General features: G+C 66.2%; 13 protein-coding genes. 8 read left to right on the top strand and 5 right to left on the bottom strand.

Going from position 1 to position 17,005, the window contains the following annotated elements; genetic code table 11:
• Positions 1–15: 15 nt before the first annotated feature.
• The gene (gene cobD, locus FHS74_RS24865; RefSeq protein WP_184806815.1) at positions 16–1,065 is read left to right on the top strand and encodes a threonine-phosphate decarboxylase CobD; all 1,050 of its coding nucleotides are present in this window, start codon (positions 16–18) and stop codon (positions 1,063–1,065) included.
• Here the strand turns inward: cobD and FHS74_RS24860 are convergent.
• The 5 genes from FHS74_RS24860 to FHS74_RS24840 form a co-directional block, all read right to left on the bottom strand.
• Positions 1,038–1,970, bottom strand: coding sequence for a substrate-binding periplasmic protein (locus tag FHS74_RS24860; RefSeq protein WP_184806812.1), 933 nt, complete (start codon positions 1,968–1,970; stop codon positions 1,038–1,040). The two genes, cobD and FHS74_RS24860, sit on opposite strands and share 28 nt — an antisense overlap.
• Before the next feature lie 165 nt (positions 1,971–2,135).
• Positions 2,136–3,242 (bottom strand): alpha/beta hydrolase fold domain-containing protein, encoded by a 1,107-nt coding sequence (locus FHS74_RS24855; protein WP_184806810.1) that lies wholly within the window; start codon positions 3,240–3,242, stop codon positions 2,136–2,138.
• A gap of 130 nt (positions 3,243–3,372) precedes the next feature.
• Positions 3,373–3,858, bottom strand: a complete 486-nt coding sequence (gene ybaK, locus FHS74_RS24850) for a Cys-tRNA(Pro) deacylase (RefSeq protein ID WP_184806808.1) — start codon at positions 3,856–3,858, stop codon at positions 3,373–3,375.
• Positions 3,859–3,898: 40 nt separating this feature from the next.
• On the bottom strand, positions 3,899–4,909 hold the full coding sequence (locus FHS74_RS24845) for an alpha/beta hydrolase (protein ID WP_184806800.1): 1,011 nt from the start codon (positions 4,907–4,909) through the stop codon (positions 3,899–3,901).
• A gap of 105 nt (positions 4,910–5,014) precedes the next feature.
• Positions 5,015–6,283, bottom strand: coding sequence for an MFS transporter (locus tag FHS74_RS24840; RefSeq protein ID WP_184806798.1), 1,269 nt, complete (start codon positions 6,281–6,283; stop codon positions 5,015–5,017).
• Positions 6,284–6,678: 395 nt separating this feature from the next.
• Here FHS74_RS24840 and FHS74_RS24835 point away from each other — a divergent pair, with 395 nt between their 5' ends.
• The 7 genes from FHS74_RS24835 (at position 6,679) to FHS74_RS24805 (ending at position 16,974) form a co-directional block, all read left to right on the top strand.
• Positions 6,679–8,724: a TonB-dependent receptor plug domain-containing protein gene (locus FHS74_RS24835; protein WP_184806796.1), complete on the top strand. Its 2,046-nt coding sequence runs from the start codon at positions 6,679–6,681 to the stop codon at positions 8,722–8,724.
• Between the two features lie 11 nt (positions 8,725–8,735).
• Positions 8,736–9,191, top strand: a complete 456-nt coding sequence (locus tag FHS74_RS24830; protein ID WP_184806794.1) for a hypothetical protein — start codon at positions 8,736–8,738, stop codon at positions 9,189–9,191.
• Positions 9,192–9,331: 140 nt separating this feature from the next.
• Complete coding sequence (locus FHS74_RS24825; RefSeq protein WP_184806792.1) at positions 9,332–11,026, top strand: methyl-accepting chemotaxis protein; 1,695 nt, start codon at positions 9,332–9,334, stop codon at positions 11,024–11,026.
• 100 nt (positions 11,027–11,126) lie between these two features.
• Positions 11,127–13,037 (top strand): asparagine synthase (glutamine-hydrolyzing), encoded by a 1,911-nt coding sequence (gene asnB, locus FHS74_RS24820; protein ID WP_184806790.1) that lies wholly within the window; start codon positions 11,127–11,129, stop codon positions 13,035–13,037.
• 308 nt (positions 13,038–13,345) lie between these two features.
• Positions 13,346–13,570, top strand: a complete 225-nt coding sequence (locus FHS74_RS24815) for a hypothetical protein (protein WP_184806788.1) — start codon at positions 13,346–13,348, stop codon at positions 13,568–13,570.
• Between the two features lie 9 nt (positions 13,571–13,579).
• Positions 13,580–14,563, top strand: a complete 984-nt coding sequence (locus FHS74_RS24810) for a DUF6976 family protein (protein WP_184806786.1) — start codon at positions 13,580–13,582, stop codon at positions 14,561–14,563.
• Positions 14,564–14,865: 302 nt separating this feature from the next.
• Positions 14,866–16,974, top strand: coding sequence for a methyl-accepting chemotaxis protein (locus tag FHS74_RS24805; protein ID WP_246463350.1), 2,109 nt, complete (start codon positions 14,866–14,868; stop codon positions 16,972–16,974).
• The last annotated feature ends 31 nt before the right edge of the window (positions 16,975–17,005 follow it).

Here is a 17,005-nt window from a genome sequence, read left to right as displayed (position 1 = left end):
GGCCAGGGGTTTAGCATGAACGACGGCGACGCGCCGCAGGACCGTGAGGGGATTCGCCATGGCGGTGACCTGACCCAGGCGGCCGGCCTGTTCCCGGACGCGCCAGCACCCTGGATCGACCTCAGCACCGGCATCAACCCCTGGCCCTATCCCCTGCCGCCCATCCCGGACGCCGCCTGGACGGCCTTGCCCACGCGCGGTGCCCTGGACGCCCTGCTGACGGCGGCGGCCGGCGCCTATGGCGCGCCGGGGCCGGACGGCCTGATGGCGGCGCCCGGCTCCGAGCTGCTGATCCAGACGTTGCCGCGCCTGCGTGCGGTGGGTGATGTGGCCATTGTCAGCCCCACCTATGGCGACCATGCGCGCGCCTGGGCGGCGGCGGGTCACCGGGTGCGGCATGTGGCGAGTCCGGAACAGGTGGAAGGGGCCGCCGTGGTGGTGGTGTGCAACCCCAACAACCCCGACGGCCGGGCCTGGGAGCCCATGGTTCTTCTGGATTTGGCGGCCGACCTGGCCGCGCGCGGCGGTTGGCTGGTGGTGGATGAGGCCTACGCCGACCTCGACCCCGCGCGCAGTGTGTGTCCCCATGCGGGGACGCCGGGGGTGGTCATCCTGCGCTCCTTCGGCAAGTTCTTCGGCCTGGGCGGCCTGCGCCTCGGCTTCTTGTTGGCGCCGGCGCCACTGCTGGATGCCGTGCGTGCCGACCTCGGCTCCTGGGCCGTCAGCGGCCCGGCGCTGGCGGTTGGGGCGGTCGCCCTGGCGGACCAGGGCTGGCAGGCGGCCACCCGGCGGCGGCTGGCGGCGGCGGCGGACGCGCTGGACGGGGTGTTGCGGGCGGGCGGCTTGCGCGTCCTGGGCGGCACGGCGCTCTATCGCCTGGCGGACGCCGGTGATGCGGCCGCCCTGTGGCGGCATCTGGCCGGGGCGGGCCTGTGGACACGGCCCTTCCCGGAACATCTTGGCCGTCAAGGCTGGTTGCGCCTGGGGCTGCCGGCGGATGCGCCGGCGTTGGACCGGTTGGCCGCCGCGCTGCAATCTTACGGGGGCAGTCCCGCCAGCCAATAGCGGTCGGGCAGCGCCGCCGTTTCCATCGATTGCAGGGGATTGGGGATGGTGATGTGGCGCCGCCCCTCCAAATCCATGGTGGTCATCAAGTCGCGGATGTAGGGGGCTTTGTTGAAGTAGTCGAGGAAGGACCCGTCCTGAAGCGCCAAGCTCAGCCCCTGTTCCACCAGTCTCGCCAGTTCCAGGTCGTCCTGGCGCGTGAAGAAATACATGTCGAAGGGATAGACCAGGACCAAGGTCTTCTCCACCGTCAGGTCGGGAAAGATGGCCTGCCTGGTTTCCAGCTCACCATAAATCTCAAAGGCGCTGCGGGGCAGGTAGTCGATGCGGCCATGCTGAACCAGGGCATACAGCAGGTCATACCGGAAGGCTTCCACTTGCAGGCCGGCGGCCCGCATGATCTCCACGTCCGGCCACCCCACGCCCTGGGCGGCGGTCAACTGGCGTAAATCCTCCAGCGTTCGCACGGCGGAAAAGCGGGCCTGATCCTCCTTGCGGATGATGAACAGCCGATGGCCCAGCAATCCCCGGGTCAGCGGGATGCGGATGGGGCGCAATTCCCGCTCCAATTCCGCCGTCGTTCCCGCCCAGATAAGGTTCACCTCGGCCCCGGCGCGAAGGGCGGCGATGGCGCGGGAATGCCCCATGACCTTGTCGCTGGGTCGCAACACGTAACGCGCGCCGACCTTGTCCAGGGCCAGGCGCAGCAGGCCCAAGGGATAACGGCTGCGGCTGTCCTCGCCGTTCTCGCTATAGCGGGGATACACGATGGTCAGGGGCGCCCCCGCCGCCGCCGGCGCGTCCAAGGCCAGGGCGCGCCCGGCGAAAAGAAGGGTGGCCAGGCAAAGCATGCAGCCCATCAAGAGCGGGCGCAGCACCTGGGTGACGCGGCGGGGTGTGGGCATAACTCCCTCTCCGACGGCGATTTCATCCCGCGCCGTCCGGATGGCTTCATTTTCAGACCCAGCATGGCACCCGTACCATGACTGATTATTCTGAATGGGGACGTACTATGCCCTGAAATGGTTACTAAACCGTAATGGCCGCCTGGGGCGGATGAGTGAGGGCCCCTACTTGGCCAGATGCCGGTCGAAGAAGCGCCAAATGACATCATAGGCCTGGGCCGCTTCCGCGCTGCCGACCAGGGTGGCGAACTCCCCATGGCCCAGGCCTTCCTGCACGAACAGTTGCGTCTCGGCGCCAACCGCCAGCAGGCGGGCGTTCGTGACGATGGCGTTGCTCATGGCGCTGTCGCGTGTGCCGGTGATGATCAGGGTGGGCGGGAACTTGGCCAAGACCTCAGGAAACAGGCCGGGCGTGACCAACGGGTCGTTGCCGTCCACCCCGGCCAGGTACAGGGTGCCCGCGCCGTCCCGCATCTGTTCCGGTGTCGCCTGCAGGCGCGCGTTCATCATCTGCGTGACGGCGAAGGAATCGCCGCCGTACCAGAAGGTCGGCATGGCGCCGGAGCAGAAGATGCCAATGGCCCCGGGTGGGGGCAGGCGGCGCTTCTGAAACCATGCGACGGACTGCGCTACCAAGGTGCCGCCGGCCGAGCAGCCGTAGATGCCGATCTGCTCCGGCCTATGGTGGGCCAGCAGGGCGCGGTAGACCTGTTCCACGTCCTCGCTGGCCGCCGGGAAGCGGTTTTCCGGCGCCAGGCGATAGTCAACCGCCACCACCTTGATGCGGCCCCGCCCGGCGACAGGCAGGGATTCCGCGCGCCCACCGGCCCCGCCGCCGCCCGCGAAAAAGCCCCCGCCGTGCAGGTTGATCAGTACGCGGTTCTGGTTTTCCGGGGCGATGCCGGCCTCGGGGGTTATCACCTCCGTCTTCACGCCGTTCATCATCGTCGGCTCGATCCGGGCGGGATAAACGGCCCGCCAGCGGTCGGCGACCGACTGTTGAAAGGCGTCGGTGCCGGCACGGGCGTCCTTCACCCCCGCCTCCGTCACCACCGGGGCCGGCGGCCGGATCAGCCGGGCGCTCTGCTGCGCGCGGGCGGGTGCGCTCAGGAAATCGGATACGGGCACGGCCAAGCCGTCGACGTGGATGGTGCCGTCGGCATCCACATGAATGGCCTCCGCGCCGGCTCCATCGGTGGCGGCGCTTGCGGCCGTCAGTGACACCATCGCCGCCAGGGCCACGGCCCAGACCAATCCCCTGATGCCGCCCATTCCCGTTTCCCCGCGCCTGACATGAAGGGGGGATTCAATCATGGCCCGATCGGCAGCATGGGTCACGGTGGTGCGGGTGACCACCTGGTGGATCGCGTGGCGGGCGAGGGCGATGGACCCGCGCGGAGGTTCAGGCGGTGATGGCGGCCCAGCGGGCGCCGGACGCCCTCACCAGGTCGGCCGGCGCCAGGGCCAGTTGCAGGCCCCGCCGGCCGCCGTTAACGATGATCTCCGCCAGCGCTTCCGCCGACTGGTCCAGGAAGGTGGGCAGGGCGCGCCGCTGGCCCAGGGGGCTGATGCCACCCACGACATAGCCGCTGCTGCGCTCCGCCACCGGCTGGGGGGCCAGATCCGCCTTCTTCGCCTTGGCGGCGGCGGCGAAGGCCTTCAGGTCCAGCCGCGCCCCGGCGGGAATGATGGCGCAGGCAAGTCCCCCCGTGCCGCCTTCCAGCTGGCAGACCAGGGTCTTGTAGACCAGCGCCGGATCCAGGCCCAGGGCCTCCGCCGCGGCCAGGCCGATGGCGTGGGCGTTGGGGTCATAGTCGTATTCCAGCAGGCGATAGGCCACGCCCGCCGCCTCCACCGCGCGCACCGCCGGCGTTCCCTTGGTCGCCATCGTCGTTCAACGCTCCCCCTCTATGGCGGGGGCAAGCCTATCAGATGCCGGCGCCGTCGCTGAAATTGTAAATGTCGAAGGATGCCAGGCCTTTGGCGATGTCGCCGACCGCCTTCTGCGCCTGGGGCAAGCGGCCGCCCAGGGTGATGAAGCCGTGCACCATGTCTGGGTAGACGGTGTGCAACACCGGCACGCCGGCCCCTGCCAGGCGGGCGGCATAGTCCCGGCCCTCATCCTGCAGAACGTCAAGGCCGGCGGTCAGGATGACGGCGGGCGGCAGGCCGGCCAGGCTGTCGGCCAACAGCGGCGACAGGCGCCAGTCGCCGCGGTCGGCGGCGCCGGTGTAGTTGTCCACGTACCACAGATATTGCTCCCGGCTCATGAGATAGCCCTGGGCGCGGCGGTGGTGGGAGGGGCGGTCGGCGTTCAGGTCGGTGCAGGGGTAGATCAGCACCTGGGTCTTCAGGTGCGGCCCGCCCTCGTCCCTGGCCTTCAGGGCCAGCACGGCGGCCAGGTTGCCACCGGCGCTGTCACCGGCCACGCCGATGGCCAGGGGGTCGATGGCCAGCCGTTCCGCGCTGTCGGCCAGCCAGTTGAGGGCCGCCCAGGCGTCGTCCAGGGCGGCGGGGAAGGGGTGTTCCGGCGCCAGGCGGTAGTCCACCGCCACCACCGTGTGGCCGGACGCCGCCGCCAGTTGGCGGCACAGGGTGTCGTGGCTTTCCAGGTTGCCGATGGTCCAGCCGCCGCCATGCAGGAATAACAGCGCCGGCACGGGCCGCCAGCCGAAATTGGCGCGATAGACCCGCACCCGCAGGGGGCCGGCCGGGCCGCCGATGATCTGGTCCATGACCGAGGCCACGGCCGGCGCCTCCGGCGCCAGGTGCCGGCGGCTTTCGACATAGCCGGCGCGCAGGCTGTCCAGCGCCACGTCGCGGAATCGGGGTGGCCCCATTTCCCGCAGCAGGGCCGCCAGCGCCGGCATCACGTCGGCCGGCACGAAGAAGGTTTCGTCGGCTGTCGGATCGGGCGTCGGGTCAGGGCTGGCGGCCATGGCATCCTCTCAGGGCACAGAAATTCCGTATTGGGTGCCAGTATGGGGCGGCCATATACGTGCGTCAATGTGTAATATGCCATATACAACATATAATGATGTGTATTATTTGACTCGACGAGCCGCCAGGCCCAGGGCGTTGAGGATCAGCGCGACCAACAGCCCGCCGACGAACAGGGTGACGCCGGTCCAGGCTCCTTCGTGCCAGAAAAAGCCGCCGGCGGTGCCGGCCAGGGTGGAGCCCATATAATAAGCGAACAGGTATAGCGACGATGCCTGACCCCGGTGTTGGCGCGCCCGCAGGCCGATCCAGCCGGACGCCACCGAATGCACGCCGAAAAAGGCGAAGGTGAACAGGCCCAGGCCCATGGCCAGCGTATCCAAGCGGGGGAACCCCATGACACCCAGGCCCAGCGCCATCAGCAGGCTGGACGCCACCAGCACGCGGCCGGGGCCGAAGCGGCTGGACAATCCGCCGAACAGGGGCGAACTGATGATGCCGAACACATAGACCAGGAACAGAGCGGCCACCGTGGCCGGTGCCAGGTTGAAGGGCGGCGCCTGCAGGCGGAATCCCACATAGTTGAAGACGGCAACGAAGGCGCCCATGGCCAGGAAGCCGGTGGCGAACAGGGCCACCAGGCCGCCGTCGGAAAGATGCAGGCGCCAGGCGGCGATCAGGCCGCCCAATAGTCCTACACCCTGCTGGCCGCCGTCGCGCGGGCGGAAATGGCGCGATGGCGGCAGGGCCAACGCCACGATGATGGCGGCCGCGATGCCCATCGCCCCGACCAGGCCCACCGCCACCCGCCAGTTGGAAACATCGGTGATCAGCACGGTCAGCACCCGGCCGCCCATGCCGCCCATGGCGGTGCCGCCGATATACAGGCCCATGGTCAGGCCGGCGGACTTGGGGTTCACCTCCTCCGCCACATAGGCCATGGCCACCGCCGGCAAGCCCCCCAGCGCCAAGCCCGCCAGCGTCCGCAGCACCAGGAACAGGGTCCAGCTGGGCGCCAGCGCGCTGGCCAGGCCCAGGCCGCCTGACAGTGCCAGCGAGGCCACCATGATGCCCTTGCGCCCGGACCGGTCGGAAATGGCACCCGCAACCAACAGGGCGAAGGCGAGGGCCGCCGTGGTCACCGACAGCGACAGGCTGGCCCCCGGCGGGCTGATGCCATAGGCGCGCACGAAGTCCGGCAGCAGCGGCTGCACGCAATAGAGTGTGGCGAAGGTGGAAAAGCCCGCCACGAACAAAATGGCGGTCACCCGGCGATAGGCGGGGGTGCCGACCTCCAGGTAAGGCGCGTCTTTACCAATCGGGGGCGCCGGCGGGGCCGCCACCGGGGGGGCCGAGGAGGGGGCGTTGGGCATACCGGATCCTTTTGGGGACTGGTTCGGACTGGCCCCTTCGTCATTGCCGGGAAATCGTGTTGCAGGGCAGCGCGCCTGCCGGGCCCGTCCAAGCCCCTGCTTTTTCGCAAGAAGCCGCATCGGCCGGAAGCTTCAATGCTGCATGGCACCATTCTGGTCATGGCCAGGGCCGACAAGGAATGGAACACAGCGTCGGATCAAGAGCATAGGATTTTATATGTTAAGTATCGTTAAGGAAATAGTAAGTAAGTATGGTTAACCATGCTTTAACAGGCGCTGATCGATTTGACTTTAGCCATGAATATATACGAAAGCGCATGTTGCTCAACTTTTGTACTGGACCAGTTAACACATGCAAATCCGTTTCTGTCTGAAAGTTTGAGTTGGGGTGCAAAATGAAAAACACGGGAACCTTTAAGTCCGTTCTGTCGCGCACGCCGTCCCGCCTGGTGCTGGGGCTGGCGGGCGCGCTGGCCGCCGCGTCGGGCGCTCAGGCGCAATCGATGAACTACGGGTCGCTGGAGGATCTGTTTGGCGAGGCGGTGACGACCTCGGCCACGGGCAAGCCGCAGCGGGCCAGTGAGGCGCCGGCACCCATGACCATCATCAGCGCCGATGAGATCGCCCATTCCGGCGCCCGCACCATCCCCGACGTCCTGAACCGGGTGGCCGGTGTGGATGTGGAATCGTGGGGCGTCAGCGGCGCCGACGTCGGCGTCGATGGCTACAACCAGGGCAACAATCCTCGCCTGCTGGTGCTGGTGAACGGCCGTCAGGTGTACCTGGACCATTACGGTGTCACGATCTGGTCGGCGATTCCGGTGCAACTGGCGGAAATCCGCCAGATCGAGGTGGTGAAGGGCCCGCAAGCCGCGCTGTTCGGTTTCAACGCCGTTTCCGGCGTGGTCAACATCATTACCTTCAACCCGCTCTACGACAGCGTCGGCAGCGCCCAGGTGACGGTTGGCACCCAGGGCCAGAAGGAAATCAGCGTCGTCAAAAGCGTGAAGCTGGCGGACAATCTGGGCGTGCGGCTATCGGCCGGTGGCTGGAACATGGATGAGTACGGTACCAACTCCGGCAATTCCATTGTCGCCGGCCAGCGGAGCAACGGCTCGCTGCGCCGAACCGCGTCGTTGGACAGCCTGGCCCAGATCAGCCCGACGATTCAGGCGGGGTTTGAAGGTACCTGGAGCCGAGCCGACCAATTCGAGGTGGGCGCCATTCAGGAACCCCACCAGGGCATCTACCAGACCCATTCCTTCAAGGGGACGGTCAAGGCGGACACCGACTGGGGCCTGATCGACGCCACCGCCTACAGCAACCATCTGGATTTCAGGCTGCGGTTTCTGAACGCTGGCACGACGGGTGAGGTTGGCACGTCAACCGATACCACGGTTGTGCAATTACAAGACCTCTTGAAGCTGACGCCGTCGCTGACCACCCGGGTTGGCCTGGAATACCGCAACAACAGCATCGACAGCTATCCGCTATCCGGTTCGACCACCGGCTATCAGGATTTCGGCTTGTCCAACATGTACGATTGGGCCATCGCCGACACCGTCAGCCTGACGGTGGCCGGCCGCTGGGATCACACATGGCTCAATCACGGCGGCTTCACGCCGGTACCCTTCACCCAGGCCGACTACGACAACCGCGCCTTCGACAGCTTTTCCTACAATGTCGGCGTGGTCTGGCGGGCGACCGCCGATGACACCGTAACGGTCACCGCCGGTCGCGGTATCCAGTCGCCCACGCTACTGGAACTTAACAATAATACGGTTAGCCAGCCGGCGCCCAATTCTCTCATCATCACCGGCAACCCCAATGTCAATCCAACGGTGGTCACGAACTACGAACTGGGATATCAGCGGGCGTTGGCGTTCCTGAACGGTTCGGCCAAGGTTTCGGTCTTCTATCAGAAGACACAGGACTTCAAGACCATCAGCCTGTCCACCATCCATGTCGTGGCGGGCTACCCCTCCCTATTCGTGGGCGACAACTTTGGCGAGAGCACCGAATGGGGAGCCGAAACGGAGCTGCGTGGCAAGGTTGGTGGCGTGCGATGGAGCGCTTCCTGGACGTGGCTGAACCCATCCGACCATTTCACCTTCCCCGCTGGGGCCGCGCCGGTCGACTATCAGAAGTCCACGCCCAAGAACACGGTCAAAGGCAATGTCGGCTATGATTTCGGCCGCTGGTCCACCGACTTGTTCTTGGTGTGGAAGTCGGACTATCAGGCCTATTACCAGACCATGGCAGGCGTGTCCCTGCTGTCGGTCAGCCCCGGCCTGACGGCGCAGGCCGCCATCTCCTACAAGGTCAGCGATGATTTTTCCCTGACGCTCGCGGGTAGCAACCTGCTGCGAGACCAGACCCAGTTGTCCGTCGCGCCCAAGGCGGAACGGCGCGTCTGGGGCACGGCCACCTATCAGTTCTAAGGGGAAAGACCATGAACAAGAACAAGATCGTCCTGGTCTTCACGACCCTTGGCCTGTGGGCCGGCGCCGCCTCGGCGGCGGAGATGGACGCCAAGCAGGTGACCATCGCCGCCAAGGCGTTGGGCTTCCTGACCGTCAAGGCCCCGGCGGGCGCCAAGGTGGTGGTGACCGCCGGCGCCGCCCCGGTGGCGGCGGTGCAGGCGGCCTTGCCCGCCGCGGCCGTCGCCGCCGGTGACGCCGCCCCCGGCGCCTACGCCGTGTTCGTGTCGTCGGCGGCGGAGGGCAAGAAGGCCCTGGCCAAGGGCACGGTGACGGTGGGCAACGAGGTCGCCTGCGTCGATGCCGGCGCCTGCGTCATCGCCGTGGAGACCACGCCTAAGGTGACCATCTACGTCAGCAAGGCGGCGGCGGCCGCCGCCGGCGTCGAGTTCGACCCGAACTTCAAGATGATGGTCACGGAAAAGTAGGCGTCGTGGCGATCCCCGGGGGATGGGGTGGGCGGAAGGGTTGGGCCGTCCATCCCACCCGTCCCCCGGGGACCTCCCGACCCGACGTGCAGAACGATGGGCGGCCAAGCCTGATGGATACTGGTGGAAGGATAATGGTGATGCGGTTCGATGATCTGCCCATGGCGCTGAAGCTGTTCGCGGCCCCCGCCCTGGGGCTGGTGGCCCTGGTGGTGATGGCCGTCGCGTCCCATCAGGTGGTGGGTGGCATCACCGCCACGGCCCGCGAGGTGGGCGAGGTGCGGTTCGTGGCCACGGCCGAACTGTTGAGCGCGTCCAGTGAGCTGAACGGCGCCACCAAGGACCTGTACTACGCCCTGGCGGCCGCCACGGCCGGGGGCGACGCCAAGACGTCCGTCGCCATGCTGGACGGCGTGGTCAAGCGCATGGGCAGCGCCAAGGAGGCGGTGGACCGTGCGCGGGAGCGCCTGTCCGATGGCAAGACCAAGGCGGAATTGGCGTCCGTCGGCCAAGACATCGACAAGCTGGGCCAGCCGGTGGGCTTCGTTAAGGACATGCTGGGCATCGACGCCCAATCCGCCGTCTCATTCCTGGAACCGTTGCGCGCCAGCCTGCAGGGCGTGCAGGATCGCTTGAGCGCGGCCGCCGCGCGTGAACGCGCCACCGCCGCCACGGCCATCAAGGACATGGACGCCAGCGCCACCGCCACCCAGACCATGACCACCATCATCGTCTTGCTGGTGGTGTTGGGCGTGGCCGCCGTCACCTTCGTCATCGTCCGGGCGCTGAAGGGATCCATCGATCGCATCTCCGCCGCCACGGAGGCGCTGGCCGGTGGCAACACCACCGTGAATATCGAGGCCCTGGCGCGCAAGGATGAACTGGGCGCCATCGTCGGCGCCTTGGCGGTGTTTCGTTCCAACCTCGCCGACCGCGACCGCCTGGCCGTCGAGCAGGCCGAGGCCGAGAGGCGGGCCGAAGCGGATAAGCGCGCGGCCTCTCGCCGCATCGCCGACAGCCTTGAGACCTCCGTCCACAGCCTGGTGGAACGCCTGAACGCCGCCGTGCAGCAGTTGGCCGGCAACGCCCGGGGGCTCAGCGACCAGGCCCAGGTGGGCCAGGAGCGCACCAGCGTGGTCGACCGCGCCGTGACGGAGGCCAATGTCAACGTCCAGGCGGTGGCCAGCGCCGCCGAGGAACTGTCGGTCTCCTTTGGTGAGATCAGTGGCCAGGTCACCCGCGCGGCGACGATGGCCAGCGATGCCCGTGCCCGGGTGGAGGAAAGCACCCAGCAGATGGAACGGCTGCAGAGCCAGGGTGACCGCATCGGTTCCGTGGTCCGGCTGATCAGCGAGATCGCCAGCCAGACCAACCTGCTGGCGCTGAACGCCACCATCGAGGCGGCGCGGGCGGGTGAGGCCGGCAAGGGCTTCGCCGTGGTCGCGTCGGAGGTGAAGACCCTGGCGACCCAGACCGCCAAGGCGACCGAGGAGATCAGCGGCCAGATCGCCGGGATGCAGGGCGCCACCCGTGAGGCGGTGGCCGCGATCAGCGCCATCCAGCGCACGGTCCAGGAGATCTCGACCATCTCCGCCGCGATCGCCTCGGCGGTGGAGGAGCAGGACGCCGCCACGCGTGAAATCGCCCGGAACGTCCAGATGGCGTCCCAGGGCACCGCCGTGGTGGCGGAGAACGTGGCCGGACTGCAGGCCATCGCCGACGGCACCCACCGTTCCAGCGATGAGGTCCTGGCCTCGTCACAGATCCTGGGCAATGAGACGACGGCGCTCAATGAAAGCGTGTCGCGCGCCATCGCCTCCCTGCGCGCCGCGTGAAGCGACCCCGCCCGCGCTCAAAATCGCTGGCGGTTGACGGGTACCGCCCTGTATTCCTGGGTCTCCTCCTCACGGAGGCCTGGGATTGCAGGGCGGAGCCATGTGCGGTATTGCGGGTCTTTGGGTTTTCGGCGGTGCCGATGGCATGCGCCTGGCGCGGCAAGCCGGGGGGATGATCGACCGGCTGGCCCACCGGGGGCCGGATGATCGCGGCGTCTGGCAGGATGACGCCGCCGGCATCGCCTTGGCCAACCGGCGTCTGGCCATCATCGACCTGTCGCCGCTGGGCCATCAGCCCATGATCTCGGCCGATGGCCGGGTCACCGTCGCCTTCAACGGCGAAATCTACAATTACCAGGATCTGCGCCGGCAATTGACGGGCGAGGGGGTGGCCTTCCGCGGCCATTCCGATACCGAGGTGCTGGTCGAGGCGATCGCCCGGTGGGGGGCGGACCGGGCGCTGGCGGCCTGCAACGGCATGTTCGGCCTGGCGGTGTGGCTGGCCGACGAACGCCGCCTGCTGCTGGTGCGCGACCGGTTGGGGGAAAAGCCGCTCTACTGGTCCATCAGCAACGGCGTGCTTTACTTCGCCTCCGAACTGAAAGCCATCCGCGCGGAACTGGGCTATCACGCCGTGCCGGACGAGGCGGCGTTGGCCGACTATTTCCGCCACGGCTTCATCCCGGCGCCCCGTACGGCGTTCACCGGCGTGCATCAGCTGCCGCCCGGCACCTGCCTGTCGGTGTCGGCGCAGGGGGGCGTGGAGACGCGGGCCTACTGGTCCGTGACCGACGCCGCCCGCCGGGCGTTGGCGGAACCGCTGATCCACGATGATGATGAAATCCTTCGCCTGACGCGCGACCTGCTGACCGACGCCGTGCGCCGGCGCATGGTGTCGGACGTGCCGCTGGGCGTGTTCCTCTCCGGCGGCATCGACAGCGCCCTGGTGGCGGCCCTGATGCAGGGGCAGAGCGCCACGGCCATCCGCAGCTTCACCATCGGCTTCGACCAGGCGGAATTCGACGAGTCCGCGGCGGCCGAGGCCACGGCCCGGGCTCTGGGCACCGACCATCACACCCTGCGCGTGGGCGCGGCCGACACGCGTGATCTCGTGCCCCATCTGGCGGGGATGTATGACGAGCCCTTCGCCGACGCGTCCTCCATCCCCACCGCCCTGCTCTGCCATCTGGCGCGGCGCCAGGGCCGGGTGACGGTGGCTTTGTCCGGCGACGGCGGGGACGAGGCTTTCGCGGGTTACTCCCGCCATGTGTGGGCGGATTCCGTCCACCGCTGGCGGCAGCGGCCGCGCTGGGTGCGCCAGGGCCTGGCGGCGCTGGACGCCACCCTGCCGGATTCCTGGATTGATGGCGCCGCCCACCTGCTGAAGCCGGGCTTGCGCCAGCCCGCGGACAAGGTGGGCAAGTTTCTCGGCGCCGTGGCCGCGGCGGATGAGGACCAGGCCTACGTCGCCATGCTGGGTATGAGGGCCGACACCATCCTGCGGCCGGACCTGGCGTTGGCAGCGGCGGCCCCGGTGGCCTTGCCTGAAGGGGGCGATCCCGCCTTGCGCCTGCAGGTGCGTGACCTCGCCCGCTACCTGCCGGACGGCGTGCTGGTGAAGGTGGATCGCGCCAGCATGGCGGCGGGGCTGGAGGCGCGGGCGCCGCTGCTGGACCCGCGCGTGGTGGAATGGGGCCTGCGCCTGCCCCCGCGCCAGCGCGTGCGCGATGGCCGGGGAAAATGGTTGCTGCGTCGCCTGCTGGCCGACCATGTGCCCGCCGGTGTGGTGGTGGCCCCCAAGACAGGCTTCGGCGCGCCCCTGGGAACCTGGCTGCGCGGTCCCCTGCGCGATTGGGCGGCGACCCTGCTGGACACGGCGGCGGACGACGGGTTGATCCAGGCGCCGGTGGCGACGGCCCTGTGGCGCGATCACCTGTCCGGGCGCCATGACCATGCCGGCCGGCTATGGACGGTGCTCTCCTACCTGTCATGGAAGGCGACGGTGGCGTGATGGGGCCCGCAACCCAACCGGCGGCCCCTCACGAAATCTAATCGTGGTGAAGATGGGGGCAATGGTTCCTGAGCCCGATAAAGACCGTGCGACGATCCCGATTTCTAGAGAATTCATCAAAGGCTGGGCGATTCCATATCGTTATGAGAAGATACATTCATTGTGCAGCGCACAAATTTTAAATTTGAAGTCTGAAAGTTTTGGTGAATTTAATAATAATTGGCGCGATCCATTAATCAGATCTTAAGCTCGATCTCTTAAAAACCGCTCTACCTTCTGGATGCAAACCCATCGGATGGAGCAAAAAAATGGTACCGGATAGGACCAACCCTCGCTGGAAGAGCCTTGTTTCCGGCGAGCTCAGTATTCCCTACACCTTGCTGGCGACAAAATTCCTGATGGCGCGGTTGACGCGTGCCGCGAAAGCGGACCCGTCCGCCGGCAATCTTTCCAAGCTGGTCGACGAAGCTTACACCTTCTTCCAAACAAACGAGAAAATTGCCGCAAAGGACCTGCAGGCGATCTTCGGCTAGGAGGCCATCATGCCATCGATTTTGACCGTCGCGCATACGGCCGACCTGATCCGCCAAGACCGCAAGTTGCTGCTGGCGGGTGACGAGGCCCTACTCAAGCAATTGCCGCAGGGAAAATGGATAGGCGGCACCATTCCTTATTTCATGGCCGACACAGGCGGCCTGATGACCCAGGACAAGGTGTTCGTCACCGTTCTGCCGGATGACGTCACCGAAATCACCACCCGGTTTTATGACGCCGAGAGCTTGCCCGGAATCGCCGCGGATGAGCCGGAGAACGGGTTTTCCTTCATAATCATTCCGGCGTTTTCGACGCTGCACCTGTCCTTCGCCGAGAATGTCTATGATTACGAAAACATCTTCAACCGCCCCTTGATGGGGTGGGTGTCCGGGGTGGCCCTGGGCGATTTGGGCAAGGTGAAACCAAAGGTCGTCGATGGTCAAACCGGGCGGTGGTCGGAAGGCGAGGCCGTCGTCCTGCACGCCCATTTGCGGGCCGGGGTTAGCGCTGAAGTCGGCATCGTCAACCTGTTCACCCAAGGCGATGGTGACGTCATCACGTTCGACACCGCCGGGTTCGCGGCGGGCGAGGCCAAGGTTAACGGCGCGCCAGTGAATTTCGCCCGCTATGTGGAAACCAAGGGCATCTCCACCCAGCTACCGCTGGTTGCCGATTATGCGGGCGCCATGGTCAATGTCTCCATTCAAGGGGTCGACGTGAACGCCGGCTCGGTCACCTTCTACGCGCCGGTATTTCCCAATGTCGAATACAAGTTCGCCACACCGGTGGCCGATTACGCCGCGGACTTTGGCGACAAGATCGCCCATATTGGAACCCACCCCACCGTCGCCGTGAACTGCATTTTGAACTATCTGTACGGCGAACTGGAAGGGAAGCGTACGGGGGACGTCCATGGCCCCATGACGTTTGGTGAGATCGCATATGGCTTGTTGAATCAAACCCTCGTTCACTTGGATCTGAAGCACCTGTAATTACAATGGCGGCGACAGTTATGGTCTGTCGCCGCCTTTTTTGAAAAATTAACAAATGATTATCCATAAAAAATTTGGTGTGATAGTGATCAGAAATTCTATTCTATCCTTAAGAGTTCCAAGATAAGGCTATGGGTATTGATCTATGTCAGCAGTAATTTGAATGCTGGCGTTAGGGTCCTTCAGATTTTGCCGGAATCACTGGCATTGATGTGAACCTGGAGGACGTCGTGCGTTTTAAATCTTTGCAGACGAAAATCGCTTTATTATCTGCCCTTTGTGTCCTCGGGGCCACCGGCGCCTTGGTCGGCTATGGTCTGATCGCGTCGGGCAACACCAAAGACTTCGTGAGTGAACATGTCGGGCAACTAACCGATACCAAGACGCGGGAAAGCCTGCAGACGCTCGCGGCGACGCAGGCGGGGATCATCCGCTCCACGCTGGATAGCGCGTTCGATAGCGCCCGCAACATGGCCCGGTCCTTTGAGGTGCTGGCGGGCGCGCAGGACAAGACGGGCACGGCCGCGGCCCAGCGGCGGGCCCAGTTCAACGCCCTCCTGCTCGGCGTGTTGAAGGACAATCCCCGCTTCAATGGAACCTACAGCGCGTGGGAGCCCGACGCCCTGGATGGACAGGACGCCGTCTTCAAGGATCGCCACGACATGGGGTCGGATGCCACCGGCCGTTTCCTGCCCTATTGGACGCGCGACGCCGCGGGCCATATCGCCCTTCAGCCCCTGGTGGAGTACGATAGCCATGCCCTGCATCCCAACGGGGTGATGAAAGGCGGCTGGTACATAGGTCCCCAGGGCGGTGGCGGCGAAAGCATTCTTGACCCGCTGCCCTATGTCGTACAGGGCAAGAGCGTCTACCTGGCCACCCTGTCGGTGCCCATCATGATCGACGGCAAGTTCCGGGGGGTCGCCGGCGCCGACTTCGACCTTTCGTTCGTCCAGCAGCTGGCTGAACAGGTGAAGAAATCGGTGTTCGAAGGTAGGGCCTCGGTCACCATCATCAGCAATATGGGCCTGATCGTCGCGTCCAGCGAGCATCCTGACGCCATCGGCGGTTCATTTGAACGTTTCGACAGCAATTGGAAGGCGGATTTGGCGGTGATCCAGGCCGGCCAACAGCAAGTGACGATGGACACGGCCTCCAACTCGATCAAAGCGTTCGCCCCCATCGTCCTGGGCCGGACCAAGACGCCGTGGTCCGTGCTGATCGATGTGCCCCAAACGGTCGCGATGGAGGCGGCCACGACGCTCGATAGCGCCCTGCGGCAGCGTAACAACCGTGACGCGCTGTTGCAGGTGATTGTGGCGCTGGTGATCGCGGGCAGCGGTGTCGCCGGCATGTGGGTCGTCGCCCGCGGCATCGCCCGCCCCATACGGGCAAGCGCCCACTTCGCCGAGGATGTGGCGGCGGGCAAGGTTGACCAGGAATTGGTCGTGGGGCAGATCGATGAAACCGGAACCTTGGCGGAAGCCCTGAACAAGATGGCCGCTGATCTGAAGCGTGCCGAGCGGGAGCGCGTCGCCTTGCAGGCCGCCAGTGAGGCTGAACGTCGGGCGACGCTGGGCCGGATGGCCAGCGACTTGGAGGCCAGCGTCAAGGCGGTCGTGGCCAGTCTCAGCAGCGCTGCGGCGCTCATGGGCAACGCCGCGACGGGCATGACGGTGACCGCCGACCAGACCAGCACCCAGGCGGCGACCGTCGCCGAAGGGGCCCGCGAGGCCAGCGCCAATGTCCAGACGGTCGCCGCGGCCACCGAAGAACTGTCCATCTCGATCACGGAAATCGCCAGCCAGGTCGCCAAGTCGACCACCATCGCCACCGACGCGGTCCGCACCGCGGATGAGGCCAACGCGCAGATCCTGGGCCTCACCACGGCGGCGGAGAAGATTGGCACGGTGGTTGAGCTGATCTCGTCCATCGCCGGGCAAACCAACCTGTTGGCGCTCAACGCCACGATCGAGGCGGCACGGGCCGGTGACGCCGGCAAGGGCTTCGCCGTTGTGGCGTCCGAGGTGAAAAGCCTGGCAACCCAGACGGCGAAAGCGACCGATGAAATCGCGCAGCGGATCGCCAACATGCAGCAGGCGGCCCGCGAGTCCGCGACGAGCATCCAGGGCGTCAGCCGGGTGATCGAGCAGATGCGCAGCATCACCACCGGCATCGCGTCGGCGGTGGAGGAACAGAACGCGGCGACGGGTGAGATCGCCCGCAACGTCCAGCAGGCGGCTGATGGCACCCAGGATGTGACCACCACCATTCAAGGCGTGACCCAGGCGGCGTCCGAAACCCGGGAGGCGGCCACCCAGGTCCTGCAGGTTTCCGGCGAAATCACGCAGGAGACGGATCGTCTCGGGCAGGCTGTGGACGATTTCCTCGCCAAGGTCCGGGCGGCCTGATCAGCGGGCGACAGCGGCCAGACCAGCCGGC

Origin of the sequence: Nitrospirillum iridis (assembly GCF_014205765.1) — a bacterium.
In the GTDB taxonomy this organism is placed as follows: Bacteria; Pseudomonadota; Alphaproteobacteria; order Azospirillales; family Azospirillaceae; genus Nitrospirillum; species Nitrospirillum iridis.
Note: the sequence above shows the minus strand (reverse complement) of the source record. Positions and strands in the feature narration are given on the sequence as shown.